The organism is Acidaminococcus sp. (assembly GCF_050873445.1).
GTDB lineage: Bacteria > Bacillota > Negativicutes > Acidaminococcales > Acidaminococcaceae > Acidaminococcus.
The window spans coordinates 54,860-81,702 of record NZ_JBNMIU010000003.1 but is presented as its reverse complement, the minus strand read 5'-3'; the positions used below and the strand labels follow the sequence as shown (position 1 = coordinate 81,702).

The 26,843-nt window shown below is 52.4% G+C and carries 23 protein-coding genes and 1 pseudogene; 8 read left to right on the top strand and 16 right to left on the bottom strand.

What is annotated here, in order from left to right; genetic code table 11:
* Nucleotides 1-172: 172 nt before the first annotated feature.
* Nucleotides 173-1,507 (bottom strand): GntP family permease, encoded by a 1,335-nt coding sequence (locus ACR0QW_RS01265; protein WP_432641911.1) that lies wholly within the window; start codon nucleotides 1,505-1,507, stop codon nucleotides 173-175.
* 32 nt (nucleotides 1,508-1,539) lie between these two features.
* Nucleotides 1,540-2,880: a D-serine ammonia-lyase gene (locus ACR0QW_RS01260; RefSeq protein ID WP_432641910.1), complete on the bottom strand. Its 1,341-nt coding sequence runs from the start codon at nucleotides 2,878-2,880 to the stop codon at nucleotides 1,540-1,542.
* A 593-nt stretch (nucleotides 2,881-3,473) separates the two neighbouring features.
* Between ACR0QW_RS01260 and ACR0QW_RS01255 the strand changes: the two genes are divergently transcribed.
* The 4 genes from ACR0QW_RS01255 (at nucleotide 3,474) to ACR0QW_RS01240 (ending at nucleotide 8,203) form a co-directional block, all read left to right on the top strand.
* Nucleotides 3,474-4,103: a GntR family transcriptional regulator gene (locus tag ACR0QW_RS01255; protein WP_432641909.1), complete on the top strand. Its 630-nt coding sequence runs from the start codon at nucleotides 3,474-3,476 to the stop codon at nucleotides 4,101-4,103.
* A gap of 169 nt (nucleotides 4,104-4,272) precedes the next feature.
* Nucleotides 4,273-5,577, top strand: coding sequence for a serine dehydratase subunit alpha family protein (locus tag ACR0QW_RS01250; RefSeq protein ID WP_432641908.1), 1,305 nt, complete (start codon nucleotides 4,273-4,275; stop codon nucleotides 5,575-5,577).
* Nucleotides 5,578-5,611: 34 nt separating this feature from the next.
* The gene (locus tag ACR0QW_RS01245; protein ID WP_432641907.1) at nucleotides 5,612-7,009 is read left to right on the top strand and encodes a YfcC family protein; all 1,398 of its coding nucleotides are present in this window, start codon (nucleotides 5,612-5,614) and stop codon (nucleotides 7,007-7,009) included.
* An 18-nt stretch (nucleotides 7,010-7,027) separates the two neighbouring features.
* Entirely contained in the window at nucleotides 7,028-8,203 is a 1,176-nt protein-coding gene (locus ACR0QW_RS01240; RefSeq protein ID WP_432641906.1) for a M20 metallopeptidase family protein, read from the top strand.
* Between the two features lie 80 nt (nucleotides 8,204-8,283).
* Here the strand turns inward: ACR0QW_RS01240 and ACR0QW_RS01235 are convergent, their stop codons facing one another.
* From ACR0QW_RS01235 to ACR0QW_RS01225, 3 genes are all read right to left on the bottom strand, one after another.
* Nucleotides 8,284-8,760, bottom strand: coding sequence for an L-2-amino-thiazoline-4-carboxylic acid hydrolase (locus tag ACR0QW_RS01235; RefSeq protein ID WP_432641905.1), 477 nt, complete (start codon nucleotides 8,758-8,760; stop codon nucleotides 8,284-8,286).
* Between the two features lie 70 nt (nucleotides 8,761-8,830).
* Nucleotides 8,831-9,814 carry an agmatinase family protein gene (locus ACR0QW_RS01230; protein WP_432641904.1) on the bottom strand — a complete coding sequence of 328 codons (984 nt, stop codon included), beginning with the start codon at nucleotides 9,812-9,814 and terminating at the stop codon, nucleotides 8,831-8,833.
* 58 nt (nucleotides 9,815-9,872) lie between these two features.
* Nucleotides 9,873-11,102 (bottom strand): Nramp family divalent metal transporter, encoded by a 1,230-nt coding sequence (locus ACR0QW_RS01225; RefSeq protein ID WP_432641903.1) that lies wholly within the window; start codon nucleotides 11,100-11,102, stop codon nucleotides 9,873-9,875.
* 192 nt (nucleotides 11,103-11,294) lie between these two features.
* Here ACR0QW_RS01225 and ACR0QW_RS01220 point away from each other — a divergent pair, with 192 nt between their 5' ends.
* The 3 genes from ACR0QW_RS01220 to ACR0QW_RS01210 all read left to right on the top strand — a co-directional run bounded on the left by ACR0QW_RS01220 (nucleotide 11,295) and on the right by ACR0QW_RS01210 (nucleotide 13,908).
* A complete protein-coding gene (locus ACR0QW_RS01220) occupies nucleotides 11,295-12,077 on the top strand; it encodes an IclR family transcriptional regulator (protein WP_432641902.1) in 783 nt (260 codons plus the stop codon).
* Nucleotides 12,074-13,327, top strand: coding sequence for a M20 family metallo-hydrolase (locus ACR0QW_RS01215; RefSeq protein WP_432641901.1), 1,254 nt, complete (start codon nucleotides 12,074-12,076; stop codon nucleotides 13,325-13,327). The genes ACR0QW_RS01220 and ACR0QW_RS01215 overlap by 4 nt, the downstream gene beginning before the upstream one ends.
* A 245-nt stretch (nucleotides 13,328-13,572) precedes the next feature.
* Entirely contained in the window at nucleotides 13,573-13,908 is a 336-nt protein-coding gene (locus ACR0QW_RS01210) for a hypothetical protein (protein ID WP_432641900.1), read from the top strand.
* A gap of 437 nt (nucleotides 13,909-14,345) precedes the next feature.
* Here ACR0QW_RS01210 and ACR0QW_RS01205 read toward each other — a convergent pair whose 3' ends face one another.
* Genes ACR0QW_RS01205 through ACR0QW_RS01190 form a run of 4 tightly spaced genes read right to left on the bottom strand, consistent with a single transcriptional unit; the run spans nucleotide 14,346 to nucleotide 18,858 of the window.
* A complete protein-coding gene (locus ACR0QW_RS01205; RefSeq protein ID WP_432641899.1) occupies nucleotides 14,346-14,726 on the bottom strand; it encodes a DUF1667 domain-containing protein in 381 nt (126 codons plus the stop codon).
* On the bottom strand, nucleotides 14,719-15,981 hold the full coding sequence (locus ACR0QW_RS01200; RefSeq protein WP_432641898.1) for an NAD(P)/FAD-dependent oxidoreductase: 1,263 nt from the start codon (nucleotides 15,979-15,981) through the stop codon (nucleotides 14,719-14,721). Before ACR0QW_RS01200 ends, ACR0QW_RS01205 begins: the two co-directional genes overlap by 8 nt.
* 3 nt (nucleotides 15,982-15,984) lie before the next feature.
* Nucleotides 15,985-17,511 (bottom strand): NAD(P)/FAD-dependent oxidoreductase, encoded by a 1,527-nt coding sequence (locus ACR0QW_RS01195; protein ID WP_432641897.1) that lies wholly within the window; start codon nucleotides 17,509-17,511, stop codon nucleotides 15,985-15,987.
* Between the two features lie 15 nt (nucleotides 17,512-17,526).
* Nucleotides 17,527-18,858, bottom strand: a complete 1,332-nt coding sequence (locus ACR0QW_RS01190) for an SLC13 family permease (RefSeq protein ID WP_432641896.1) — start codon at nucleotides 18,856-18,858, stop codon at nucleotides 17,527-17,529.
* A gap of 263 nt (nucleotides 18,859-19,121) precedes the next feature.
* On the opposite strand from ACR0QW_RS01190, the gene ACR0QW_RS01185 reads away from it, so the two are divergent.
* The gene (locus ACR0QW_RS01185) at nucleotides 19,122-19,952 is read left to right on the top strand and encodes an AraC family transcriptional regulator (RefSeq protein WP_432641895.1); all 831 of its coding nucleotides are present in this window, start codon (nucleotides 19,122-19,124) and stop codon (nucleotides 19,950-19,952) included.
* A 24-nt stretch (nucleotides 19,953-19,976) separates the two neighbouring features.
* Here ACR0QW_RS01185 and ACR0QW_RS01180 read toward each other — a convergent pair whose 3' ends face one another.
* From ACR0QW_RS01180 to larE, 7 genes and pseudogenes are all read right to left on the bottom strand, one after another.
* Nucleotides 19,977-21,242, bottom strand: coding sequence for a DUF362 domain-containing protein (locus ACR0QW_RS01180; protein ID WP_432641894.1), 1,266 nt, complete (start codon nucleotides 21,240-21,242; stop codon nucleotides 19,977-19,979).
* A 147-nt stretch (nucleotides 21,243-21,389) separates the two neighbouring features.
* Nucleotides 21,390-22,055: pseudogene (locus ACR0QW_RS01175) on the bottom strand (energy-coupling factor ABC transporter ATP-binding protein); the annotation flags it as partial.
* Between the two features lie 111 nt (nucleotides 22,056-22,166).
* Nucleotides 22,167-22,937, bottom strand: coding sequence for an energy-coupling factor transporter transmembrane component T family protein (locus ACR0QW_RS01170; protein ID WP_432641893.1), 771 nt, complete (start codon nucleotides 22,935-22,937; stop codon nucleotides 22,167-22,169).
* Nucleotides 22,912-23,931 carry an energy-coupling factor ABC transporter permease gene (locus tag ACR0QW_RS01165; RefSeq protein ID WP_432641892.1) on the bottom strand — a complete coding sequence of 340 codons (1,020 nt, stop codon included), beginning with the start codon at nucleotides 23,929-23,931 and terminating at the stop codon, nucleotides 22,912-22,914. Before ACR0QW_RS01165 ends, ACR0QW_RS01170 begins: the two co-directional genes overlap by 26 nt.
* A 3-nt stretch (nucleotides 23,932-23,934) precedes the next feature.
* Nucleotides 23,935-25,236, bottom strand: coding sequence for a nickel pincer cofactor biosynthesis protein LarC (gene larC / locus ACR0QW_RS01160; RefSeq protein WP_432641891.1), 1,302 nt, complete (start codon nucleotides 25,234-25,236; stop codon nucleotides 23,935-23,937).
* A gap of 1 nt (nucleotide 25,237) precedes the next feature.
* Nucleotides 25,238-25,999, bottom strand: coding sequence for a nickel pincer cofactor biosynthesis protein LarB (gene larB / locus ACR0QW_RS01155; RefSeq protein ID WP_432641890.1), 762 nt, complete (start codon nucleotides 25,997-25,999; stop codon nucleotides 25,238-25,240).
* Entirely contained in the window at nucleotides 25,999-26,817 is an 819-nt protein-coding gene (larE, locus tag ACR0QW_RS01150; protein ID WP_432641889.1) for an ATP-dependent sacrificial sulfur transferase LarE, read from the bottom strand. Before larE ends, larB begins: the two co-directional genes overlap by 1 nt.
* Nucleotides 26,818-26,843: the final 26 nt, after the last annotated feature.

Sequence of the window (26,843 nt, the reverse complement as noted above, 5' to 3'; positions counted from 1 at the left end):
TTCGCGAAATGTAACTATAGCTTTCTCGATTCTTCAAGTATTCCAACACCAATTTTTTCTTAAATCTGTAGCCATATTTTGCCATAAAAAAACTGACCCCCAATCGTTAGATTTTAGGTCTAACAATTGGGGGTCAGCTCATTTTGACAGCAGGCTTTTTGAGTGTCTGAATTCAGAGCAGCACCATACTCAGTATGAACACCACAACCAGAGCCGTGGCAGACTGCAGCACACTGATAATGGGCAGGGTTTTATAGGCAATGGATGTATCCATGTCAGAAGTAGTTGCCGTTACCCAGAAGAAGTCATCGTTGCCATGGAAGACCATCATCCCGCCAGCAGCGCAAGCCAGCATAGCAATGATTCGACCCATAGGAGAACCAAAGCCCAGCACGTCGATCAGCGGAGTAATCATGGTAGCTGCGGTAACCATTGCGATGGTGGCGGAACCCACACAAGTCCGGAACAGGAACCCTATCAGGAAAGGAGCCAGAATGCCAATGGAAACGCCACTCATGCTGGCCGTTAGGATATCACGCAGCGGAGATGCTTTCAACACCCCGGAAAAAGCACCACCGGCACCAACGATCAGGACAATCTGTCCAGCCGTTCTCATGGCATCGGCAATGACCCCGTCAAAGCCCCAGGCTTTCGTGTCTTCCGGAAAAATATTATGATAGCCAACTGCTGCAATCAGCAGTCCGATCAAGAGAGCTACAGCCGGTGTTCCCACGATGTTTAGAACCATAGCTGCCATACCTTCCAGTTTCACCATGCTGCCTACCGTTTTCAGCAGCATTAAGGCAATAGGCACCAAGATTGGCAGGAAGGACATCATCGCACTGGGCAGATTCTGGTTTTCTGAAGTATCTTCCACGCTCTTGGGCAGATAGTAATACTTTTTCCCAGCGTACAGAGAGGCCAGATAGGCAACCAACGTAACGGGGATGGAAACCAGAGCCCCAAACAGAATCACCTGTCCCAAATCGGCATTCAGGATACCGGCCACAGCCAGCGGTCCGGGCGTAGGCGGCACAAACATGTGAGTAGCATGCAGGCCCATGCACAGAGAAACAGCCATAGTCGTCATGGAAATTTTCGTATCCCGAGAGAGCCGTTTGGCAATAGGGCTCAGCAATACAAAGGCTGAGTCGCAGAATACCGGAATGGAAACAAAATATCCGGTAATAGCCAAACCCAGGGCCGCATGTTTTTTCCCCGTGATTTTAAGGATAGTTTTTGCCATGGTTTCTGCAGCACCGGATTTTTCCAACAGGGCCCCGGTCACTGTTCCCAAGGCAATGACCAGACCGATATCAGCTACCGTTCCGCCCATACCATCAGCAAAGGCTTTCAGCATTGCTTCCATGCCCATGCCAGAAGCGATGGCAAAGACAAATGATGTGGCAATCAACGCAAAGAATGGATGAAGTTTCAGCTTAACGGTACAAATGACCAGAACCAGCACTGCCAGTACCAGCCCTGCAATAATGGGAAATGCATTCATGGATATCCCTCCTCAGATACAGCTAGCTTCCTTTATTTTTTCAGATAGGTATTCAGGTATTCTTCCCGAATGGAAGGAGGTACCAGTCTGCCGCCCGTGGCCCAGGCAATCTGGGTAGCGTTGGCCAGTTTTTCTTCCGTCAGTCCCTGCTTCTTCAAGTACTCTTTGCTCCGACTGTAGACCGTCAGGCGGCAAGGCCCGATGAAAGCGGCACAGCTGGATGGTTCGATTTCCACATTTTCCGTCTTCTTCAGATCCCGCAAAAAGTCAAACAACCGATAATCATCCACCGTAAAGTCCCCGGACAGCAGGTTGGTCATGATCCGGGTTACGAAACCGGAAGGACTGGCACAAGCCAGACCATCAGCTTCCGTAATCCCATCAATATGGAAATCATGGACATTTGCTTTTTCAAATTCCTGTGTAGCTGTACCCAGCAGAACGGAAGGACACAGGGTCGGTTCTGTAAAGAACACATGGACATTGTCCTTAAAGATCCGCTTCAGGCCATAGGATACACCACCGGGAGCGCCGCCCACGCCAGCGGGGATATAAACAAGCAGAGGATGATCTTCATCTACTTTGATGCCCATTGCATCCAGCTGTTTCTTCAGTCGACGGGCTGCTACGGCATACCCCAGGAACAGGTTAACGGATTTCTCATCGTCCACAAAATAACTGGTAGGATCCTGGTCGGACAAGCGCCGTCCTTCTGCCACAGCCTTGGAATAGTCATCCGCATATTCGATGACTTCTACTCCTTTTTCCCGCAGCAGATCTTTTTTCCACTGTCTGGCATCCATGGACATGTGGACTTTTACTTTAAAACCCAATGCCGCACTCATAATGCCGATGGAAAGGCCCAAGTTACCAGTGGACCCCACCTGGACAGTATATTGATGGAAGAATTTCTTCATTTCCGGATCTGCTAATTTGGCATAATTATCCGTCACCTGCAGTTTGCCTGCTGCCAGAGCCAGGTCTTCTGCATGTTTCAGGACTTCGTAGATTCCGCCTCGCGCTTTGACGGAACCGGCAATGGCCAAATGGCTGTCCATCTTCAACAGCAGTTTCCCGGGAATTGTGCAGTCAAAATCTTTTTCCAGAGCTTTCTGCATATCCGGAATGGCTTTCAGGGGAGATTCAATCAGCCCATGTGTCACTTCCGTTTCCGGAAAACATTTTTCAATGAAGGGCGCAAAACGTTCCAGACGGGCTGCTGCGTCATCAATCATAGCATCCGATACTACCAGACTGCAGACCGCGTTGGTCATATCGAAAGGAAGATAGCGGGGATTAACCCACACCGTTTCCTTTTTTTCAGAGACTTCCCGAATGACCGGATCTTTTTCAATATACTTCTTCGTGTCCATTTGAATTCCTCCCACATTCATTATTTTTGAACATCTTCCTTTGTTTATGTATAGTATAATTAAACTTATAATCCTTGTCAATGCCGTTTTTTGAAAATTTGTTGTTTTCTATCTTTCCATTTATACTGTATCCTTATGGTTTTCTTGATTATTTTTTATGATTTCGCATGAAACTTGTGTTTAGTATTATTAATTTAAGAGTTCTATTTTACAAAACACAAAAGCACCGATGAAAGGTACTCTCTTCACCGATACTTTTAGTTGTACAACGTTGTTTGTGAACGTTAATATAAAGTCAGTTCTTATGATTCCGATTACTGACAGCAGTCATTTTCCCGGTTTTTCAAAAGCATCTTCCTTGCTGTCTCATTACAAGTCAGAGACAGGTTCACCGGTCGACACCCCTTCGCAGTTCCTGGTAAACCTCTCCGGTGCAACAAGGTGGTTTCAGCTTTTGACCCGCACGGGACCACTGTAAGATTGCGACGGTCCCGTTTTTAATGATGATCATACTCCTGGGCATTCCTTTATTCACACAAAAAGACTATAATAAAAAAATAAGACAATTTGTTACGTTGAAAGCAGGTGTCCATATGAAACGGAAGAATCTAAAGGACCAGGTGTATGATGCCATCATGGAAGACATCTATTCGGGTGTATATAAGCCTGGAGACGTTATCAATGAAAAAGATTTAATCGAAAAATATCAATGTAGCAAATCCCCTGTAAGAGAAGCTCTTATCGCTCTATGTGAAAACCAGGTCCTTCGAAGTATGCCTCGTTATGGGTACGAAGTCACACGACTGACAATGGATGATATCCGGGAAATGCTGGAATTCCGTTATTATTTGGAAGGCGGGATCCTCCGGGCTCGAGCTGGAAAAATTACATCACACCAAATCGATGAATTGGAAACGCTGAATCAGGAATGCCTGCGAGATGATCTGACGCCACGAGAACACTGGATGGCGAATATGGCTTTTCACATGGCACTGATCCACGCCTGCGGTAATGAATATATCAATCAACAGGTAAAACATTGCATGAAGAGACTGACCCGGGCCTATGCCCAATTCAGATGGGGTGTCGACAAACAAAAGCTGCACGTATCCTGTGATTGCCGCCATCACAAAAATATACTGGAAGCTTTACGAAAAAAAGACAGTTCAAAGGTTGCAGAACTTTTAAAGCTGGATTTGGGCGACTTTACCTTATTGAATTAAAATGTATGCGGGGTGTGAAGAAGCATTTTTTCACATCCCGCTATATTTATATAAAAGATAGTAATATGGTATGTTTTCAGAAAATTCTTGCATGCTAATCATATCAGTGATATACTACAAATAGGTTTAGTAATCAGAATCATCTGGAAAGAAAACGGAGGACTGAAAAATGACTCTATCTCAGGCAAACATGGAGAATTATACTCTGATTTTACAGGAAGAACTGATTCCTGCAATGGGCTGCACCGAACCCATTGCGATTGCCTATGCAGCCGCAAAGGCAAAAAGTTACCTGCCGGAAGATGTGATCCGTTTGGAAGTGGACTGTTCCGGGAACATCATCAAAAATGTCAAAGGCGTCACCGTACCGAATTCTAATGGACAAAAAGGCATTCCGGCCGCCGCGGCCCTGGGCATCTGTGGCGGGAATCCCGACAAAACCCTGGAAGTAATTGCCGAAGTCACGGACGCACAGAGGGAAGCCTGCCGGCAGCTGGTCGCCAAAAATGTCTGTGACGTGGAACTGGCAGAAGGCGTCCCCGGTCTGTATATCGACGTAAAACTCTGGGGAAAGGCCCACAGTTCTGAAGTCATCCTTTCCGGCAGCCATACAAACATCTACAAAATCGTCCAGGATGGAAAAGTCCTGTATGACCAGAGTACTGAAATCCAAAAGGGGCTCTGCAGAAAGACCGATCGGAACAGGATGTCGCTCAAAGGGATCCTTGAATATGCAGAAACTGCAGATTTGGATCAAGTCAGAGACGTGCTGGAAACCGAAATCAAATATAACTCTGCCATCAGTCAAGAAGGTCTGGATCACCCCTGGGGTACCCAAGTCGGCAAAACCATTCGGGAAACTGTTGGCGATACCGTTATGGCCCGTGCGGAAGCGGCTGCAGCTGCCGGCAGTGATGCTCGCATGAGTGGCTGTCCTATGCCGGTAGTCATCAATGCAGGAAGCGGCAACCAGGGAATTGCAGTGACCATGCCGATCCTGGTCTATGCCAGAGAGTGGGGACTCTCTCATGAAGAAACGCTGCGCTCCTTAATTGCAGGGGATCTGATTTCCGTCTATATCAAACATTATATCGGTCCGCTTTCTGCCTTCTGCGGTTCTGTCAATGCGGCCTGCGGAGCCGGTGCAGCCATTACCTGGATGGCCACCCACGATTATCAGCACGTGGGCAATACCATCATAAATACCCTGTGCAACGTAGGCGGAATGGTTTGTGATGGAGCAAAGCCCAGTTGCGCCGCTAAGATTGCAGCCGCAGTCCATGCCGCACTCATGGGCCATTATATGAGCATGCACGACCAGGTCTTCAAATCCGGCGAAGGCCTTGTAGGAAAGGATATAGAAGAAACCATCAAGAATATTGGCTATCTGGGAAAGGTAGGGATGAAACAGACAGATATCGAAATCCTGAAGACAATGATTGGAAAGGTCGATGTAGACGCTGCTTTGCATTAAGTCAATTGGTTCGTTACAACAGGAGATGAGAAGAATGAGTAGTAAAAAGAAAACTGGTACCATCAATGCATTCGTCATTGTATTTGGTGTCATCGTGGGCTGCTGGCTGTTGTCCTTCCTGATTTCACCAGGTGCCTTTGACCGTACCGTCATGAACGGACGTACTGTAGTCGTAGCAAATTCTTTCCACAGCATCCCGAAAGTTTACCTGGGACCCCAGTCCCTGTTCCAGGCAATCCCCAACGGTCTGGCTTCCAGTGCCAGCATGATGTTCCTGGTCATGTTGGTAGCCGGATGTATCGAAGTTTATAAGCAAACGGGCACCCTGGACAAGGCCGTAGCCGGTGTCCTTGCCAAATCGGACAGTATGGGGTCCGAAAAGATCCTGTGCGCCATTATGCTTGTCTTTGGCTGCCTGGGCGGCTTTCTGGGATGGAACGAGCAAATCGTCCCCTTCATCCCCATCGTCATCTCCTTATGTCTGGCCCTGGGATATGATTTGATGACCGGCGTTGCCTGCTCTGCCATGGTGGATATGATCAGTTTCTCATTCTCTCCCACCAGCGTGTACACAGTAGGGATTTCAGACGAAATCGCCCAGTTGCCTATGTTCTCCGGATTCCTGTTCCGTCTGGTATTGCTGATCATCGCCAACATCATCATGGCTGTTTATGTATTACATTACGCAAGAGGTGTAAAATCCGGCAGGCGTGCTTCTTTAACTGCGGATTTGGACGACAGTAAATTCCGTGTAGATTACAGCGATACCCTCAAAGATCCTTTGAACAAACGGCAGTCATTGTCTCTGGTTGTTTTTCTAGTTACCTTCATCGCCTCCATCGTTGGTGTTTCTACCATGGGCTGGTCCATGAACGACCTGTCTGCCTGCTTCCTGTTTACGGCAGTTGCAGCTGGTATCATTAACCAGATTCCTGCCGGCAAACTCGTCAATGTCATTATTGCCGGTGCCAAAGACGGCCTGACTCCGGCTCTGGTCATTGGACTGGCCAGAGGCATCCAGTGGATTCTGACAAAATCTGCCATCATCGACCCCATCATCAACGGGATTTCCAAACCTTTGATGACCATGCCCAAATATCTGACTCCTATTGCTGTCATGATTGTCATTGCTTTGTTCAACGGTCTGATTACTTCCGGTTCTGCCAAGGCTATGGCCTTGATGCCCATCTTGATTCCTTTGGCTGACCTTATCGGGATGACCCGTCAGACCATGATCCTGGCTTTCCAGTTTGGTGATGGACTGACGAACTCCGCCTGGTTCACCAGCGGGACCCTGCTGATTTTCCTGACAATTGCCGGGATTCCATTGAAGAAATGGTGGAAATTCGTGACCCCACTGTTATTGATTCTCACTGTTGTATGTGTCATTGCATTGCTGGTTGCTACGAAGATCAACTATGGTCCATTCTGATTGGGAGGTGTTTGCATCATGGATGTGAAAGAAAAAGTAGAAGAGATCCAGGATGAATTGGTTGCTCTGCGGAGACATTTCCATGAATATCCGGAAAGATCCTGGAAAGAATACGAAACCCAGAAATATATTATGGAGTACCTGGCCAAACTGGGCATTCCCTGCGTAAAAGCCTGCAAATCCGGTGTCATTGCCACCATCAAAGGATCTCATGCTTCCAGTAAGATCATCGGTATCCGTGCGGATATCGATGCCCTGCCCATCAAAGAACTGGGCACTGAAGCCTACAAGTCCCAGAATGAAGGAACCATGCATGCCTGCGGTCACGACACCCATATCACGATTTTGCTTGGCACCGCCAAGATCCTGGCTTTTATGAAAGATCAACTGACCGTTACCGTCCGGCTGCTGTTTCAGCCCGCCGAAGAATTCATCGAAGACAGCGGTGCTTATTATATGAAAGAAGAACCTCTGGTCAAAGAATGTGACCGGCTCATCGCTCTGCACATCTGGAGCAAAATTCCTGCCGGTTGCGCTTCCCTGCGGTATGGGCCGGTCATGAGTGCAGCCGATACCTTCGATATTTACGTGGAGGGAAAGGGCGGTCACGGTGCCTTGCCCCATCAGACCATCGATCCCATCGTAGCCGGATCTGAATTCGTCACTGCGCTGCAGACCGTAGTCAGTCGGGAAGTCAATCCCCTGGAACCGGCCGTATTGAGTGTGACCAGCTTCCAAAGCGGCACTACGTCCAATGTAATCCCCGGCGAAGCCCATCTGTCCGGTACGGCCCGTACATTCAACAAGGAATTGAGAGAAGAATATCCCCACATCCTGGCACGGGTAGCCCAAGGTATCAGTACCGCTACCCGTGCCGCCATCCGGACAGAATACCACTTCGGGCCTCCGCCCATGCTCAACGACAAGGAATGTGTGGACACCGGCCGCAAGGCATGCGCCAATGTCTTTGATAAAGACAAGATCATCGACTGGGAACTGCAGATGGGCGGCGAAGATTTCGCCAAATACTACAATCCCAAATGCCTGCTGCTCCTGGGCGGAGGCTTTGCCGATGAGGCCAAGCGGTATCCGCAGCACAGCCCCTATTTTGATATCGATGAAAAAGCCTTGTCCCTGGGGGTCCAGTACTTCGTCCAGTATGTCCTGGAATGGGAAAAGGAATGCAAAGGGTAACCTTCCTTAGAACAGTGCATAAGTGAGAATAGAAAACGGGACTGCCGCAAAATCGCGGCAGCCCCGTTCTTTATTATTTTTTACTTCTCTTCCTTCATCTTAAAGCAGAACGTGCAATGATGATCCTTGTACATGATGTGGTCATGGATGCATTCCAGATTCTCATTGTAGCCTTTGCAGATAGCCGGATCGATGTTTTCGCAGTAGATGCGGCCGTACCGGTCTTCTCCTGCATCCATCCAGGTCTTGGCGAACACGCAGCGGTCGAAATCCTGGTTGATTTCATCCTTGCCGTATTCGGTATCGTAGCCGAACAGTTCGCTGCGTTCCATATCGTAATTGGGCAGATAGGCGGCCAGATCGTTCTTCTGACCCCGCTGAGCCGCCCGGCGGGCAATGTCCTTACCCCGGGCCACGCCCCAGTCGATGACGCTCTGTTTCAGGATTTCCAGGCCTTTTTCACCAAATTTCTTTTCCAGGTTTTTCGCCAGGATGGAAAAGAAACGGGCAAACAGGACAAACATGGAAACCGGTTCATCCATTTTTTGTGGCTTCATTTTATACTCCCCTTATCGGTAACAAGATATTCCGCTGTCAGCCTAACCGCAGACTGCCAGCGGAAAAGGATTACTTGCTGTCTCTGATGTGCTGGGCCAGGCCGTTCAGATAGTACAGGAATGCCCAGTTAACCACATGGGCTGCAGTCTGCAGGGTGAAGACTTCCGGATAGGTTTCCACGAAATCGATGCCCCTTGCACCGGCCAGGCCGGCTTCGTGCAGCATCATCAGCAGTTCATAGGAGGTCAGGCCGCCCATATCCTGGGGTGCCTGGGGCATATTGGCCGCATCTAGACTGTCGGCACAGACGGTGATGTAGATGTATTCCGTATCCTTGCTGACCACTTCCAGGGCTTTGTCGATGGAAGCTTTCCAGCCGTTTTCATGGACATCGATGGCCCGGATGACCGTAGCACCGTATTTCATGGCATTGTTGTATTCTTCCCGATGGTTTCTGGGTCCGCGGATCCCGATATGGGCAATCTTCGTGGCATCCATGTTCGGGTCATTGTACACACGATAGAAAGGAGAGCAGCGGGACAGTTCATCGTCGCCGAAATGGGAATAGTTGTCCAGATGGGCATCGAAGTGCAGGACCCCCACCTTTTTAGGATGCCGTTTGGCGATTTCGCTGATGATGGGGTAGGCAATCCCATGGTCCCCGCCGATGGTGATGGGGATGATCTTGGCATCGGCCAGTTTGCCGATCCGGTCCCGGATGGATTTGAACGTGAAGTCATAGTTGCCGTTCTGGGTGGCAATGTCTCCGGAATCGGCCACTCTCAGATAATCGAAGCAGTCCAGGTTATAATCAGGAAGGAAACCGGTGTAACGGATGGATACGGAGCGGACGGCTTTCGGGCCTTCGGTAGTTGAAGAGTACCCACCGATGGTGCAGCCGCCTTCCCAGGGTACCCCGACTACAGCCGCATCGATTTTTTTCAGATCATCGTCATTTTCGATGACGGACAGATTCAGCCAGGACGGTACTCCGCTGTAGATATTGGTAGGCAGGAAGTTGGGATCATAGATACACGGTTTGCTTTCTTTCATGAAAAACATCTCCTTTAAAAATTGAAACCATGGCTGTTATGCCAGGAATAAGAACAGATTAGAACAGGCTGATGATGCTGCTGACGCCCAGGATCAAGGAAATGATGAAGATGCCGGTACCCAGGATATTTTCCAGTGTACTGTTGGCAAATTCGCCCATGATTTTCCGACGGGCCGTCAGATAAATGGTCACGCCCACCACAACGGGAAGAACGATCCCGTTGACGCCCTGGGCGGTCATGATCAGGGCAATGGGGTTGAATCCGGCCCCTGCAATGACGATACCGGTGATCAGCACCAGGAAGTTGGTAATGGTATAGCGTTTATCGCTGCGGTTGGTCTTCCAGCCGAACAGCCCGGCCAGCACGTAGGAAACGCCCATAGGGGTGCAGACAGCGCTGGAAACCCCGGCCGCCACCAGACCGATGGCCATGAACGGTTTGGCATAGATGCCCAGTGTGGGTTCCAGCTGGATGGACATATCCATGGCGTTCCGCACCGGCATCCCCTGCATCACGGTGGCCGCGGTCACCATGATGGCCCCGGTAACGATCCCGCCGATGATCATGGGAATATTGGTCCCGAACCGGCAGAGCGGCAGTTCATCGGTAGTGTGCCAGGTCCGTTTGGCAGAAGCTGCATGGAGGAACATGTTGTAAGGCACCACGGTGGTCCCGATCAGCGAAAGGCAGGTCATCAGGCCCCCTTTGGGAACGTTGGGAACGCAGCCGGCCAGCAGGCTGGATACATCCGGCTTCACCACGAACACGGTCACCAGGAACACCACAGCCATGATGATGACGCAGGCGCCCAGCAGTTTTTCCAGATACTTCAGGGCATCTCCCGCAAAGCTCAGGAGCAGCAGGATGCACAGGCCCCAGGCCGGAGCAATGATCCGGGTAGAAATCCCCGTCAGGGCGCTGATGCCAATGGCGGTACCGGTCAAGTCACCACTCATATAGGCAAACCCGCCGATGGTGATAGCTACGGCAACCAGGCCGCACAGCAGGTTCCGCAGTACAGGCCGGTCTTCGAAATCCTTGATCAGGTTTTCGGCCAGCCCCATCTGGGTCACGATTCCCAGCCGGGCAGCCATACCCTGCATGATGATGACTGCGATGACCGAAAAGATGATGCACCAGAACAGCTGGAAGCCGTAATCAGCCCCTGCTTTGGTAGAACTGGTGACCGTACCCGGTCCGATGAAACTCCCTACGATCAGAAACCCTGGTCCCAACGCCCCCAATTTTTCTTTCAGGGTAAATTGCTTTCCTTTCTTGTCTGCCATTTTTCTTCTCCCCTTTGTGAAGTAAAATCCTACGCCGCATTACCCTATCAATTCACTGTTGATTAACTACATTGTCGTTTTTTATTTTGCATTGTAGTTTTATCAATTTTATACCACCCCATTTTTCATTTGTCAACAATTTTCTTTTATGGTACGCTACTGTATGGAAATTCTTTTATAGAGGAGAGCTTTATGGAAAAAAAGTTACAAAAGCCGATTCAATCGATCCAAAGGGCTGTCCAGATTGTGGATTGCTTCACACCGACCACACCCAGCCTTCCCCTTTCTGCCATCAGTGAGAAAACAGGGCTGAACATCAATACGACTCGGGGTATTGTGAACACACTGGTGGAAAGCCAGCTTCTGCTCCGTGACCGGGAAACCGGCTATTATAAACTGGGGTACTATTTTGTCACCAAAGCCGCTATGATCCATCAGGACATCGACCGTTATATCGAACTGTTCAAACCACTGGTGGATGCCATTGCCGAAAAATACCATTTCTCAGCCAGTCTGCAGATGGTTTACCAGAATCAGATTTTCAGCGTATACTGCGCTTATCCCACAAAACAGGCCTATTACATCGTCATGAGCGAATATACGGACCTGCCGCTCCACGCCACCAGTTCCGGCAAGCTGCTGCTGCTGGATCAGGTGTCCCACGGACGGGAAGATCTTCTCCGGGAGATGGAATTCAAGTCCCTTACCCCGCATAGCCTGCGTTCCTCTGATGCACTTCGCCAGCAGCTCCAGACCATCCAGAAAAATGGTTATTCTACCGAAATCGAAGAATTCGTCAACGATGTAGGCAGCCTGGCCGTTCCTCTGTATGATGAAAACGGCCGCCTGCTGCTCACGCTGAGTGCCACCTTCTTTGTAAAATCCCTTCCCCAGGTCAAAGAAAACCTTCTGGCAGACTTCCGGAAGGCCGTAGAAACCTGGAAAGAAACCCGCAGAAAGGAGCTCGCCCGATGAAAACCCTGCAGCAACTTTGGGAAGAACTGTTCCAGCCGCTGTCCGCTTTTGGGTACAAAAAAGGCCAGGGAACCACACGGCTCTCCTGGTCGAAAGAATTCCTGGACGCCCAGACTTTTTTGCGCACTTATGCTGAAGCGGCAGGCCTGCACTGTGAAAGAGACGGCTGGGGCAACCTGCTCATGACGGTTCCCGGAGCAGAAGACCTGCCGCCGGTCTACACTGGTTCCCATCTGGATTCCGTGCCCCACGGAGGTAAATATGATGGTGCCCTGGGCATTACAGTCCCTTTGGCCATTGCCAAAGCCTGGCAGCAGGAGGAGTACCAACCCCGGCGTCCTCTGACCATCATCGCCTTTGCAGAAGAAGAAGGGACCCGTTTCGGCCGTCCCTGTCTGGGCAGCCAGTCCCTGACCGGAAAACTGCGGCCTCAGGAAGCCGAAAGCTGGCGAACAGCCGAAGGCCAGTCCCTGGATGAATTGCTGCGGCAGGCCGGGATTTCCGGTGATCCTTTCCAGGCCCATCTGCTGCCGGGAAAATGCTTCCTGGAACTCCACATCGAACAGGGCCGGGCCCTGGAAGACGCCAGGCTGCCCCTGGGCATCGTCTCTGCCATCGTGGGTATCCGGCACTACCAGTTCACCTGGGAGGGCGTTACCAACCACGCCGGGACAACGGCCATGAAAGACCGGCATGACGCCCTGGTGGCGGCTGCTGCCATGATTGGAAAGGTCTATACCTATGCGAAAGCTTCTTCCACACCCCAGGCGCTGAAAGAGAAACCGGCATGGGCCATTGTGTCCACAGTCGGCCAGATTGCAGCCCAGCCAGGAGCCAACAACGTAGTCCCTGGGAAAGCTGAACATTCCCTGGAAATCCGCTGTGCCACAGAAGAAGGCCTGGACCGGGCCATTGCGTTCTATAAAGATGCCGCCGGACAAATCGGAAAAACGTATGGAGTTTCCTGTGAAATCCGCCAGCTGGACCAGATTCCGCCGGTGCCCATGGATCCTGACCTGATGCAGTCCTTTGAAGCAGCCGCCAAAAGCTGCGGAATTCCCTGGCAGGTCCAGCCCAGCTGGGCCGGCCATGACGCTATGATCCTCAGCCATGAACTTCCCACGGCCATGCTGTTCGTTCCCAGTCAGAAAGGAATCAGCCATGCACCGGAAGAATATACCCCAGCCGAAGAAATCGGCCAGGCAGCCCGAGTATTGAAGCGGGTGTTGGAGGAGTGGACTGAGAAATAACAAAAACAGAATTGAGCAGGCAGACTACGCTGATTCACCCCTGCGAGTACAGTATGCTAAAAATCCGTACAACCGTCAAAACAATGGTTGTACGGATTCCTTTTATACCTGTCTGCTTTCCTTTATAGTTGAAATTTCGTTCTCTTTCGCATAACAATATCTCTCTTATTTGTCATATCGTTATTTTATACTTTAAATTTATTGTGTTTTATTGTAATATGTAAAGTATAAACGTAATGTTTTAAATGGGATTGCGGAATATCGTAAAGACCAGTGAAAAACTGGATTACAGCAAACTCTACGAAAATCTGGTCTATCTGGAAATGCGTTCCCGGGGATATGAAGTCCGGGTAGGGAAATGGAACAACCAGGAAATCGACTTCATCTGCCAAAAAGGACGCGAAAAGCAATATATCCAGGTTGCCTACCTGATTACAGAACAGGACCATGAAAGAGAATTTGGAAATCTGGAACGGATCCCTGATAACTACCCCAAATATGTTATCAGCGGTGATTTACCGGATCTCAGTGAAAATGGAATCATCCACAAGAATATCCTGCAATTTTTGCTGGAAGGATAACTCGATCCAGCAATCTTCCGTTATCCCTGAGCTGGCGGATTAGCAACCCGCCCCTGCGGCGTTGCTGATGGTGATAGAAAAATCGGCGCAGATTCGCCCCTGGGAGGACAATGTGCTAAAAATCCGTACAACCGCTGAAACAACGGTTGTACGGATTCCTTTTATACCTGTCTGCTTTCCTTTTCCATGTCTGGTATCGATAGAAAGCCAAAAATATTTCTTAATACATCTTTTTGGTACCAAAAAGATACGAAATTGAATTTATTTGGCTTGAAAAATATTCCAACATGGATTGTGAGCCGTAGGGGCGCACCAAGATTTTTGCCGCAGGCAAAATATCGCCCGGTGCGCCCGTCCCTGGCCTGTCGGTTCTCAGTCCATCCAAAAAAAATCCACCCGAAACGGGCGGATTTTCTCCTTCGATGTATGACTTTTCTTCACCCTTTCTTCCCCACATCTTTCGTGGCGATGATATCCGCGCCCAGTCCCAATACATCGGGAATCAGCACAGTCCCTGCCGCTATTGGAGCTTCCACCGTACATTTCCGGATTTCGGTCATCACGTCGAAGATCCGGGCTTTGGGGATGGCTTTGTCGGTCCGCACGCTGACCAGGGGCAAATTTCCGCCCCTTACCAGCACAGAACTGGCAATGGTCCGTTTGGGAGCCGTCAGCTCCTGTCTGGCGTATTCCTCGCCCCGTTTGCACAGATTCCCGGCTACTGATTCCACCGTGATCGTCCCCTTTTCATCCTGGCTGTAGATGATATGCAGGTCGCAGCCATTGGGGCAGACGATGCAGGTCAAATCCTTATTCATCGATGCTCACCTCCAGATCACCGGTTGCCGCAAGGCTGGCAGCCGGCAGATTCATTTCCACCATATTGGCCGGAAGGGCATTGGGGATCACTTTCCGTGCCACCACCTTATCGCCCTGACGCACCACTACATGGGCATTGCGTTTGGGTGCCCGTACCCGGAAGGACAGTTTCACATCAGTTTTCCCGCTGATCCGCTGGGGCACGATATGACCGATATTGCTGCCGCAGCAGACCTTCAGCCCGGCAGGAGGCAGCTTGCCATCCAGATACCGCTTCACACCTTCTGCCATGAGTTCTGCCTCCATGGAAACGAAATCCACCAGGTCGTGGACGTGGAGCACGTTGCCGGCGGCAAACAGACCGGGCACCGTGGTCTGGAACGCATCGTCCACATAGGCTCCGGATGTATGGGGATCCAGTTCCGCCCCGGCCCCCAGGGTCAGTTCATTTTCCGGAATCAGCCCTACAGAAAGGATCAGGGTATCACAGGGAATCTCCTCTTCCGTACCGGCAATGGGCTGCATATGGTCATCCACCCGGAAAATGACAACGCTTTCCAGCCGGTCCCGCCCTTTGATGTCCGACACCGTGTGACTCAAATGCAGGGGAATGTCATAATCGCGGAGGCACTGTTCTATGTTCCGCGGCAGGCCACTGGGGATGGGATTGATTTCGTACACACCTTTTACGTGGGCACCCTCCAGGGTCAGCCGCCGGGCCATGATCAGTCCGATGTCCCCGGAACCCAGGATGACGATTTCTTTCCCGGGCATCCGGTTCTGCAGATTGATATAGGCCTGGGCCACACCGGCGGTCAGCACCCCAGCCGGACGGGTCCCGGGAATCGCCAGCGCACCCCTGGTCCGTTCCCGGCAGCCCATGGTCAGGATCACCGCCCGGGCCTGGATACACAGCAGACCGGAAGCATGGGCTGCATAGACCTTATGGTCCGCCGTAACCTGGACCACCGTGGTATCCGTAATATAGGGAATCTGACGTTCCCTGACTTTTTTCACGAAGCGGGCGGCATATTCCGGTCCGCTGAGGGTCTCACCGAACCGGGTCAATCCGAAACCATCGTGGATGCACTGCTTCAGGATGCCCCCCAGCTGGTTTTCCCGTTCCAGGATCAGAATATCCCGGATGCCTTCATCGTACAATTTCACCGCTGCAGCCAGCCCGGCAGGGCCGCCGCCTACAATTACCACCGAAGCTTTCTGGAAGGCTCCGGCTTTATTTTCTTTCTCTCCCATGGTTCATTCCTCCCCCTGCTTGTCCGGCCGCACTTTGCCTGTAAACAGCCAGCCGCCTTCCCGCTGATACCGCAGGTCTTCCGGCTCTACACCCAGTTCCTGTTCCATGAGCTGGGTGATCCGGGTCTGGCAGTAACCGCCCTGGCAGCGTCCCATCATGGAACGGGTCCGGTTCTTGATGCCGGTAAGGGTATGGACCCCCAGCGGATTGTGGATGGCCTGGAGGATTTCTGCCCGGGATACATTCTCGCAGCGGCAGAACACCTGGCCGTAATCCGGATTTTCCCGGATGGCTTCCTGTTTTTCTTCCAGGGTCATTTCCGAAAACCGGCGAATGGGTTTCCGCACCGGGTCAAAATCCGTTTTCTTTAGGATCTTTTTTCCTTCATTATCCGTTTCTCCCAGCACAATATCCACTGTTCTCCGGGCCAGGGGTAGAGCCGCCGTCACTCCGGGAGATTCGATGCCCACCAGGCTCACGGTGTGCGGGATGTTCTTATCCGTCATAATGCGGAAATCCAGAGGTTCCTTCGTCACCGGATCGCAGTTCCGCCACCGGATGCCCACAAAATTCCGGATGAAATATTTCCGCTGCATTTTCTTGAACATCTTCTGGCCGTCCAGGAACAGACGGTCCAGGCTCTGCTTCTGGTTGGCGTAATCTTCCGGTCCTGTCGTTGTATACCAGTCGGGTCCTACCAGGATGTTGCCGTCCACCGTGGGGGTGGCATGGGTCACAAATCCACCCCGGTCATTTGGGGCCGGATATACAGGTGTCTTCAGGAAGGCCCCGGCTTTTTTATCCAGTATATAATATTCCCCTTTGGTACCGATCTGTGGTACAACCGGATAGCCCATAAGCTGGCCGATTTTCACTGCATAGGCACCGGCACTGTTGATGACCCAGCGGGTATAGACCATGCCCCGGTCGGTGGTCACCTGGTACATCCGGCCCTTTTCTTCCAGCCCCAGGGCTTTCTTTTCTTCTTCCCCCTCCAGAGCCCGGATGCCGATGACCCGGGAACCGAAAGAGAACCTGGCGCCATTTTTGCAGGCGTTTTCCGCCAGGGCGATGGTATACTGCATAGGATCCAGGATACCGGAAGCCGGCACGTACATGGCAAAATTACCTCCGGCGTTGGGTTCGATCCGGTGCATCTCGTCCGGATCCACCATCCGGATGCCCCGCACCCCATTGGCTTCGCCGTTGGCCTTGAACCGCAGGATGTTCTGCCTGTCGTGGTCCGTAAAGCCCACTACCAGTTTCCCGGTACGTTTGAAAGGAACCCCCAGGTCAGAGGAAACCTGGTCGAATTCCTGATTTCCCTCCACGGAGCACTGGGCCCGCAGGGTTCCCAGTTTATACGTAAAGCCGGCATGCAGCATACCCGTATTCCGGCTGGAATTGCCGGTAGCCACATCCAGTTCTTTTTCCAGCACCAGAGTCTTCAGCGCATACCGGGACAGTTCCCGGGCAATGGCACAGCCAACTACGCCGGCTCCGATGACCACCACATCATATTGCTCCATATTCCATCTCTCCTGTCAAAATAATATACCTTTGGCCGTCAGACAAACCGCAATCATAAAAATCACCCACAAAGGACCGCCAATCTTTACATAATCACTGAATTTATACCCCGCAGGCAGGATCTGCATATTGACCGGGGTCCCGATAGGCGTTGCAATGGCCATATTAGAAGCAATTGCAATCAGGATAATAAAAGGGACCGGGCTGATTCCCATTCGTTGGGCAAGAGGGATATAAATCGGTGCCAGCATGGCAGAAACCGCTACATTGGACATGAACAAAGTCAGGAAGCTTCCCAGGACAAACATTACACACATGATGACATTCAAAGAAGCACTTTCCCCTCCAAAGAAAGCCAGTGTCTGTTCCGCAATCAGTTTTCCTGCACCGGTCTTTTCCAAAGCGACACCCAGCGCAGCAATAAAGCCTACTGTTAGCAGCACATCCCATCCGGTATTTTTCAGGGTCTGCTTGTAATCAATGGTCTTTGTCACAAACAAAATAGAAGCTCCGATCAATGCCACATTGGCAATGTTCAGGTATTTGTTGAACGGAGCAAAGCCACACAGGATAAATCCCAAAATACAAAGGAGCAAAGTCCCTACTGCAATGGCCTGTTTCCGTTTTGAAACCTGCGGTACACTCTCTGCTGCATCAAGATTACTGGAAGATTTGGCAAACTCATTGCCATCATCGAAATGGGGAGAACCGGGTTTCAACGTCTTTTTGGTAATGGTATAACCGATTGTCCCAAAGTAGATGACCATCAGCACATCCACCATCCACATCACGGAGGTCATATCAAACACTCCCATCCCCGTTTCAAAGCCAGGGACCTGCATCAAAAAACTATTGGCTGTATTTTGGGAAGTCGACCCCACCAGGGTCGTTGCTCCACCTACAATACAGGCGATCCCTGCTGGCATGATGACCATTTTCGACCGGATCTTTCCATGGGATCCGGCCGCAACGGCTGCAATGATGGGCATCCACATGGCGATGCATCCTGAATCGCTCATAAAGGCACTCATCAGTACACAGACAATGACCACCATCACCGTAAAGATCCTTTCATTTTGGAAGATTTTCATCTTGCTCAGAGAAATCCCGATTTTTTGAGCAACCCCGGTCTGGAACAGGGCATCCCCCACAATGGTCATCCCTGCAATCATATACACAGGAGCTGTTCCAAACCCGCTGTATATAGCGGAAAGCTTTACACTGGGCAGACAGATCCCCATTGCCAGGGCACAAAGGACTGAAGTCAGTGCCATAGGGAATACCCGTCCAATAAACAGGATCATGGTAATCACAGCAATGATCAGACAGACGGTAATCTCACTCATTCCAACGCCTCCCTACGTTCCTGTATTTCATCAGAATACGCGCAATTTTTAGTTTATTCGCTTGTTTCAACTGTTCCTGCAGGTCATCTACTGTGAATCATATCATTTCAGGAAGCAGCGTCAATAAAACCGGAAGCTCTGGGGAAGATTGCCCATCCATTCTTAATTTTTTGATACGATATGCAAACTTTTTCCCAGTTTACTTTCCTTCGCTGTTTTCCTATGATGGAAGAAAAAGCCGCTGAAAGGAGGAACCATTTCCATTGATCCAATATGCTGCTTACTGGGGAACCCACAATGTCAATCCGCACCCTCATCTTCATGATAAGTTTGAACTTTATCTCAGCATGAACAATCATGGAGACTTTTTTCTGCAGGAAACACGCTATCCTCTGAAAATCGGTCAGCTGTTCCTGATCCACCCTTTCCAGATCCATCACGGTTTTTCAGCTACAGGAGAAGAAACCTCCCGCTACGTAGTACAGTTTGCTCCTGAAATGCTGCAGTTGTTTTCTACTCCCTCCACTGATCTGGTAACCCTTTTCCAAAAAGCTCCCCAAACATTGTATTTGAGCCATCAGGAGCTGGCCTCCATCTGTCATCTCTGGGAGGGGCTGTTGCCGGTTACTGTCAAAACATTTGGAAGAGATCTGCAGCAGAACATCCTTTTTGCTGAACTGCTGCTGCACCTTTCCCGCATTTTCCACAAAACCGGTCCCGCTCCTCAAAAAGAACCTTCTCCCGCTGACCAGATCATGGTGCAGATCCTGCAGTATATCCATAAAAACTACGCCAGGGAACTGTCTCTGGAGGAAATCTCCAAAGCACTCTATCTCAGTCGGTCCCGGCTGTGCAAGCTTTTCAAGGAGCATACGGGGTTCACCATCGGCAACTATATAACCATTTACAGGCTGCAGTTGGCCTGTTCCCTGCTTGAAAAAGGTGTCAAGGTCAAAGACGTGGGAGAAGCTGTGGGATTCCAGACTTATTCTCACTTTATCCGTACCTTTACCGAAAAGCTGGGAGAATCTCCAAAAAAGTTCAGTCAGCATCATCAGACCATCATCCATAAAAGCAAAGAGCCACAGCCCTGAAAAGCTGTGGCTCTATCTTTTCATTTACAGCACCAGATTCCCTTCCCCATCAAAGGCTACCGGCTGAAACTCTCCTATTTGTCTTCCCCTGCCCGGATCCAGTTCTTTCACCAGGGGCCGGGTGGCCCACAGGCTCTGCAGATCCCCGGTACTGTTGATGATGCACAGTTTCAACTGGTCCGGTGCAATCCTCCCGGCTGCCTTGATGCAGGCCTGGAAAACCAGTTTGTCCGTATCCATGGTGGGCGGGATCCGGGCCGTAAACGGTTTCATGCCTGTCAGGGCGTTCACCACTGTCATCTTTTCGTTTACCGCACTGCGCAGCTTCCGGCTGATGAAGTCTCCCATGCCCATGCCGTTGGCATTGCCTTCTGATTTGTCCGTAAGCCGCAGGATGCCCAATTCCGTCACATCAGGTCCCACATTGGGCCGGTTGTTGATGGGACGTCCTACAATGGCCGGATCCATGCCCGTGCCAGAGATTTCTTTGCCCAGTTTCCGGCAGATCAGTACATCCATATGGTCGAAAGGGATCCGGGGGACCATATTCTTGGCCCGCACCAGGATTTTGGGTTCCTCGGTTTCGATTTCCTCTTTGTGCAGCACATATACATCGGCCAGCTGGTCGTACCCGTTTTCAATGGCCGCAATGCCGCCCACCACCTTCACATGGCGCAACGCCGTCAACCCCACCCGGGCCATATTGTCATTAAGATAATCCGTACCTAGGCTGTGGGTCATGGCCGCTCCTACATGTTTGGCCAGCCCGATGGCCAGCATCTTCACCAGGCCGCTCTGGTACTTTCCATAAATAGAAGTATGGGTCTTTACACGATTCAAAAGCAGGATACCATCAGCTTCATAGGCGTTCTTGTCGATGTACACCGGCAAATCCAGCTCCGTCCGGGCCACTTCCACCACATCCATGCTGGAGATGATGGGTGCCCCCACGCTCTCTTCCGTAATGCCCAGATTCCGCAGCACTTCCACCTGGCCTTCCGCAGTGGCCCCTCCGTGGCTGCCCATGGCCGGAACGATAAACGGGATGGCACCTTTTCCCTTGATATAAGCCACGGCTGCCTTCATCAGGTTCACATAGTCAGCAATACCCCGGCTGCCTCCCGTAATGGCAATCCGCTGCCCCTTCCTGATGGGCAGATCTTTTGCCTGCAGCCGTTCCAGCAGCGTTTCCTCCACCTGTTCCAGCCGGGTCCGGTCGAACAGCACCTGGACCTTTGCCACCGGCGGGATTTCGTAGTCTTTCAGCATTTCTTCCAGTGATGTGGTCATGGGACTTCCCCCTTTTCTGATTTCCCTGGAATTCCGATTCCTCTCCAGCATTACAATAGCCATTTCTCCCAACAACGACAATCCATATCCTTTGATTCGGGAGAAATCGCTAAAAAATCAGAAAAGATTGGGACGAAAGTGCAATTTTCATCCCTGCAGCCGCAGGGGAAGTTCCAGGCCGGAACGTTCCAGCAAATCCCGGTCTGCAAGGATTTCCTGTGCCGGACCTGCCTGGATGACCCTGCCCTGATACAGCAGGATGACCCTGTCACAAGTGTCCCAGATGAAATCCAGGTCATGGGAAGCGATCAGCTGCGCACAAGACAGCTGCCGCAGAATCTGGATCAGTTTGCGCCGGTTCCTGGGATCCAGCGCCGCCGATGGTTCATCCAGCAGCAGAAGATCGGGGCTCTGGGTCAGGATCCCGGCAATGGCCGCCAGTTTTTTCTGACCGCCGGAGAGCCGGTAAATCTGCCGCTGTGCCAGTTTTTCCATTCCCACCTGGGTCAGCGCATCCAGCGTGCGCCGCTCCACTTCTTCCCGGGAATATCCGGCATTGCGCAGCGTAAAGGACACGTCACTCTCCACAGTGGGCATGAACAGCTGGCTTTCTGAGTCCTGGAATACGTAGCCTGTTTTCCGGCGGATCAGCGGCAGGTTCTCTTTTGTCACAGGCAGCCCGCTGACCATCATTTCCCCTTCCTGGAGAGGAAGCAGACCGACTACGAGCTTCAGGAGTGTGGATTTGCCCACTCCATTGCTGCCGATCAGCCCCACTTTTTCTCCTGTCTCTATGGCAAAAGAAATATTCTGGAGTACGGGGTCGGCAGGCTGCCGGGAATCCCGTGACGGATACCGGAACTGGATATGGGAAAGAGTCAGGATGGAAGACAAAACGACCGACCTCCTCAAAGATAAAGTCCTTTACAAAAAAAGATGGCAAAGCAGGCACCAGCCCATTGTCCCTGCCATCAGGGCCAGGCTGGAACGCAGGCTCCCTGTATTTTTTTCTTCCGGAAAACGCCCCTGAAAACCCCGCAGCTTCATGCTTTCGTAAACAAGCTGCGCCCGGTCCAGGCTGCGCAAAAGCAGCAGGCCCAGCAGGCTGCCGCTGATTTTCCAGGGGATGCCCCGGCTTTCCGGAGCCCGCAGCCGGTATGCGGTGGCCATACGGCTCCCCTCCTGCAGCAGCAGTACCAGATACCGCCAGGTGAGCAAAAGAGAAACCACCAGGATCTGGGGAATGGGCAGCTTCTGCAGAGCACAGGCAAGGCTTTCCAGGGTGGTGGTAGCCAGAAGGAGATAGGCTGCCAGGACGCAGCCCGTCGCTTTCAGAAGCAGGATGAGCAGTGCCGCCAAACCAGCGGGAACAGCCACCGGCCCTACCTGCAGTGAAGCTCCCTGGCTCCAGAACAGATTGACCGCACCGATGCTTCCCACCATCAGCCATACAGGCCGCAGCTGCCGCAGCGGCTGTCTCCAGGGAATCCGTCCCAGCCGGTACAGTACGGGAAGATACAAAAGGAGTACAAGTACTCCCGCCAAATCCCTCTGGCCCAGAGAAGACAGGGTCAGAAGGAAACAAAAAACGGAAGCCAGTTTGGACAGCGGAGACAGCCGGGTCAGGACTGTGTCTTTTCCGGCCAGGTCATCCAGCAGATGGACACTGTCAATGGCATCTTCCAGAGGCTTCATGGTTTTCTCTCTTTCGCAGGGTCCGTCCCAGAATCCAGACAATCCCCATGATCAGCATGGTTCCTACCACACCGGCCACAGCCGTACCCAGTTCTTCATCCAGGCCCGGAACCTGATACTCCGAAAGAAGGGCTGTACTCTCCTGGAACCGGGCAGCCAGTCCATAGATTCCTTCTCCCGGGCCTTCCAGTTCCGTACTGCCCGTCAAACGCTGAACAGACCATTCAAGGCCATCCGGATCTCCGGATGCCAGAAGCGATAAACCGCCACCGATGATGAGGGCCAGGGCGGCCAGTACCCCCAGCAGTCTGTTCCGGCTCCAGGAACCTGCCTGTGCGGCCGTACCCGATCCAGCCGGCTGCCAGAGGAGTTCCGGCCGGTTTTCATACACAAACCCCAGCACAGCAGAGGTAATCAGCCCCTCTGCCAGACCGATGGCCAGATGGATGGGCTGCATCAGCAGCAAAAAAGCGGTAAAAGGCAGTTCGGTGATCCCGGATAAAAAGGTTTCCGCAGAAACAGAGAAGGCTCCCAGCTGCAGAGTCAGCACACTGCCTGCCAGGCTGGCCATGACAATGGCCTTTTTGCTCAGCCCCCGGCGGGTAAAAAAGGGCCACAGGAGTCCCCCACCCAAAAAACAGCCATAAAAGGCCATATTCCAGATATTGGCACCCAGGGCCAGCAGTCCGCCGTCACCAAAGAGCAGACATTGGAGGGCCAGGATACTGATCATCGTCAAAAATCCTGCATAAGGCCCTACCACGGCCGAAAGGAGCATCCCCCCGCACAAATGGCCGGAAGATCCAGTCCCCGGAATGGCAAAATTGATCATCTGCGCCGCAAAGACAAAAGCGCCCAGGACACCCATTTTGGGAATGATTTCTTCTCTTTCTTCTTTCCTGATCCGTTTGGCGGCATAGAAAGCCACGGCTCCGGAAAGCGCATACATGGTCCCGGCCACGGCCGGAGACAACAGCGCATCTGCCATATGCATCTTTTATTCAGCCTCCTTTGCTGCCAACTGGCCCAGGATTTTCTGATAGACCTCCGGGAAACTTTTCCCCGTTTTCCGGCAGAGTTCCCGCAGGCTCTCATATTCTGGATAAAAACGGACTTCTCCCGCCGGATCCAAAGCATTTTCCGGAACCCGGACCTCTTTGACCCGGACCACGCCCCAGGGGGTTTCCACCTGTCGTTCCTTCCGGGGCAGGATGGTCCGGCGGCACAAGGACCGGCGAATGCCGATGGTAGTCGTTTCCCGGAACAGGACCGTCTCCAGCACGCTCCGCTCCGCCTCTTTGCACAGAACGGTCACAAGCCAGGCCGGACGGTTCTTTTTCATATACACCGGCGTGTACTGCACGTCCAGGGCCCCGGCCTCCAGCAGCAGGTCCAGTACATGGCCCAGGGCTTCGCCGGTGCAGTCATCCAGGTTCGTTTCCAGCTTCCAGACAGTATCTTCCTGCAGCCCGCCAGAAGCCCTTCCGCTGTCTTCGATGAGCATGGCCCGCAGCAGACTGGGCCGGGCCTGCTGACGTTTGCCGGCCCCCAGGCCGATTTTCCGGATGGTGAAAGGCCGGGGCAGGCTGCCGCCAGTACGGACGGCCGCCGCAATGGCCGCCCCTGTAGGAGTTACATACTCCCCTTCCGTATCCATAATCTGGAGGGGCAGCCCATGGGTCGCCGCAATGTTGGCCACAGCCGGCACCGGGACAGACAGGATGCCGTGGGCGCAGCGGACACATCCTTTCCCTTCGTTCAATACCGGCAGGATGACTTCCCGGATGTCCAGATCATCCAGGCAGATGGCCGCCGCCGCAATGTCCACGATGGAATCCACAGCCCCCACCTCATGGAAATGGACTTCTTCCAGGGTGGTTCCATGGGCTTTGGCTTCCGCTTCTCCCAGGATGGTGAAGATCTTTTCCGCCAGCTGCAGGGCGCCCGGCGTCAAGCTGCCCTGATCCAGGATGTCCAGCACCTCATGGAGACCCCGGTGCTGGTGGTGATGGTGATGATGGTGTGCGGAATCAGCCTCCAATCCACCCTTTTTGAACCCGTACAGGTATTCCATGTCATGATCGTGGTTCTCATGTTCCGCATCCAGCTCCACCAGAAAATCGCAGGCGTCCAGTCCCGCTTTTTTTACCCGGGAAATCTGAAGGGTATACCCGCTGAGAGGCAGGGTAGCCAGGGTTTCCCGCAGTTTTTTCTCGTCGGCGCCCAGGTCTAGCAGGGCCCCCACCATCATATCGCCGCTGATGCCGCTGTTGCATTCCAGATAAAGTGTATGTGCCATATCATTTCTCCTTTGCAGGCTCCTGCAGGGCCAGCCGATTGATCTGGGTCGCCAGATATCCGGCCCCGTAGCCGTTGTCGATGTTTACCGTAGCGATGCCGTTGGCGCAGGAATTGAGCATGGTCAGAAGGGCCGCCAGTCCATGGAAGCTGGCTCCGTAGCCCACGGAAGTAGGGACTGCGATCACCGGGTTCCGGACCAGGCCTCCGATGACGCTGGCCAGGGCCCCTTCCATGCCGGCAATGGCAATGACACAATTGCCCTGCTGCAGCCGGTCCAGCCGGGCCAGCAAGCGGTGCAGCCCGCTGACACCCACATCGTAGATCCGGTCCACCCGGCTGCCGAAGAACTCCGCCGTCTGGGCCGCTTCTTCCGCTACCGGCAAATCCGCGGTCCCCGCTGTGCAGACCACGATATTCCCCACCCTGGGCTTCTCCTTCTTTTCGATTTTCAGCAGACGGGCCAGGGGATCATACACCACCTCCGGACAGACCTGCCGCACCAGTTCATACTGCTCCTGCGTAGCCCGGGTACCCAGCACTTCCTGCTGATCCTGCTGCAGCTTCCGGAAAATGGCCAGCAGATGTGCATCTGCCTTGCCGCTGCAGAATACCACCTCGCCGAACCCCTGCCGCTGCTGCCGCTGGGTGTCCAGTTTGGCATATCCCAGCTCCTCGAAAGGCTGCCGTTCAATCAGCCGTTGGGCTTTCTCCACCGAAAGGCGTCCATTCCGGACCTGTTCTAGAATTTCCCGGGCATCCATCAGGCCTGCCCCTTTCCCGGCAGCACTTCGTTCATACTGCCCGTCCGGTAGCCCTGCAGATCCAAGGTCACATAGGCAAAGCCGATTTCCTTCAACTTTTTGAAAATCTGTTCCCGGCTGTCCAGGGCCTTCTGCAGCTGGGAAGGATCCACTTCGATCCGGGCCAGGTTCCCGTCATGGATCCGCACCCGCAGCTGATGGAAGCCAAGATCCAGCAGGAACTGTTCCGCCCGGTCCACCATGCCCAGCCGCTCCGGCGTGATTTCTTCTCCGTAGACGAACCGGGAAGACAGGCAGGCAAAAGACTGCTTGTTCCAGGTGGGCAGACCCAGGTCCTTTGAATAGGCCCGGATTTCCGATTTATACAGGCCGGCCCGGCGCAGAGGGCTCTGGATGTGCAGTTCCGCAATGGCCTGGAGTCCGGGGCGGTAATCTCCCTCATCATCCAGGTTGGATCCTTCCACCACGTAGGCCAGCTGGTTTTCCCGGGCAATACCCAGGATTTTTTCAAACAGTTCGTGTTTGCACATATAGCACCGGTTCACCGGGTTATGGGAAAAGCCGGGGATGGAAAGTTCCTCTGAATCCACCACCACGTGCCGGATCCCTTCCTTCCGGCAGAACGCCCGGGCCTCTTCCAGTTCCCGCTTGGGGAACGAGCAGGAGCGGGCCGTGACGGCCACCACCCTGTCGCCCAGCACATCATGAGCCACCTTCAGCAGGAAGGTGGAATCCACCCCTCCGGAAAAAGCCACAGCCACACTGCCCAATTCCCGCAGAAAGTCCTGCAGCGCCTTCAATTTATCGTTCTGTTCCATCTGTTGTCCACCCTTCATTTCATAAG

What these genes read in the sequence shown, in the direction of transcription:
- ACR0QW_RS01265 (WP_432641911.1), bottom strand. Translation starts at nt 1,507, where the DNA reads ATGAATGCATTTCCCATTATTGCAGGGCTGGTACTGGCAGTGCTGGTT.
- ACR0QW_RS01260 (WP_432641910.1), bottom strand. Translation starts at nt 2,880, where the DNA reads ATGGACACGAAGAAGTATATTGAAAAAGATCCGGTCATTCGGGAAGTC.
- ACR0QW_RS01255 (WP_432641909.1), top strand. Translation starts at nt 3,474, where the DNA reads ATGAAACGGAAGAATCTAAAGGACCAGGTGTATGATGCCATCATGGAA.
- ACR0QW_RS01250 (WP_432641908.1), top strand. Translation starts at nt 4,273, where the DNA reads ATGACTCTATCTCAGGCAAACATGGAGAATTATACTCTGATTTTACAG.
- ACR0QW_RS01245 (WP_432641907.1), top strand. Translation starts at nt 5,612, where the DNA reads ATGAGTAGTAAAAAGAAAACTGGTACCATCAATGCATTCGTCATTGTA.
- ACR0QW_RS01240 (WP_432641906.1), top strand. Translation starts at nt 7,028, where the DNA reads ATGGATGTGAAAGAAAAAGTAGAAGAGATCCAGGATGAATTGGTTGCT.
- ACR0QW_RS01235 (WP_432641905.1), bottom strand. Translation starts at nt 8,760, where the DNA reads ATGAAGCCACAAAAAATGGATGAACCGGTTTCCATGTTTGTCCTGTTT.
- ACR0QW_RS01230 (WP_432641904.1), bottom strand. Translation starts at nt 9,814, where the DNA reads ATGAAAGAAAGCAAACCGTGTATCTATGATCCCAACTTCCTGCCTACC.
- ACR0QW_RS01225 (WP_432641903.1), bottom strand. Translation starts at nt 11,102, where the DNA reads ATGGCAGACAAGAAAGGAAAGCAATTTACCCTGAAAGAAAAATTGGGG.
- ACR0QW_RS01220 (WP_432641902.1), top strand. Translation starts at nt 11,295, where the DNA reads ATGGAAAAAAAGTTACAAAAGCCGATTCAATCGATCCAAAGGGCTGTC.
- ACR0QW_RS01215 (WP_432641901.1), top strand. Translation starts at nt 12,074, where the DNA reads ATGAAAACCCTGCAGCAACTTTGGGAAGAACTGTTCCAGCCGCTGTCC.
- ACR0QW_RS01210 (WP_432641900.1), top strand. Translation starts at nt 13,573, where the DNA reads ATGGGATTGCGGAATATCGTAAAGACCAGTGAAAAACTGGATTACAGC.
- ACR0QW_RS01205 (WP_432641899.1), bottom strand. Translation starts at nt 14,726, where the DNA reads ATGAATAAGGATTTGACCTGCATCGTCTGCCCCAATGGCTGCGACCTG.
- ACR0QW_RS01200 (WP_432641898.1), bottom strand. Translation starts at nt 15,981, where the DNA reads ATGGGAGAGAAAGAAAATAAAGCCGGAGCCTTCCAGAAAGCTTCGGTG.
- ACR0QW_RS01195 (WP_432641897.1), bottom strand. Translation starts at nt 17,511, where the DNA reads ATGGAGCAATATGATGTGGTGGTCATCGGAGCCGGCGTAGTTGGCTGT.
- ACR0QW_RS01190 (WP_432641896.1), bottom strand. Translation starts at nt 18,858, where the DNA reads ATGAGTGAGATTACCGTCTGTCTGATCATTGCTGTGATTACCATGATC.
- ACR0QW_RS01180 (WP_432641894.1), bottom strand. Translation starts at nt 21,242, where the DNA reads ATGACCACATCACTGGAAGAAATGCTGAAAGACTACGAAATCCCGCCG.
- ACR0QW_RS01170 (WP_432641893.1), bottom strand. Translation starts at nt 22,937, where the DNA reads ATGAAGCCTCTGGAAGATGCCATTGACAGTGTCCATCTGCTGGATGAC.
- ACR0QW_RS01165 (WP_432641892.1), bottom strand. Translation starts at nt 23,931, where the DNA reads ATGCATATGGCAGATGCGCTGTTGTCTCCGGCCGTGGCCGGGACCATG.
- larC (WP_432641891.1), bottom strand. Translation starts at nt 25,236, where the DNA reads ATGGCACATACACTTTATCTGGAATGCAACAGCGGCATCAGCGGCGAT.
- larB (WP_432641890.1), bottom strand. Translation starts at nt 25,999, where the DNA reads ATGGATGCCCGGGAAATTCTAGAACAGGTCCGGAATGGACGCCTTTCG.
- larE (WP_432641889.1), bottom strand. Translation starts at nt 26,817, where the DNA reads ATGGAACAGAACGATAAATTGAAGGCGCTGCAGGACTTTCTGCGGGAA.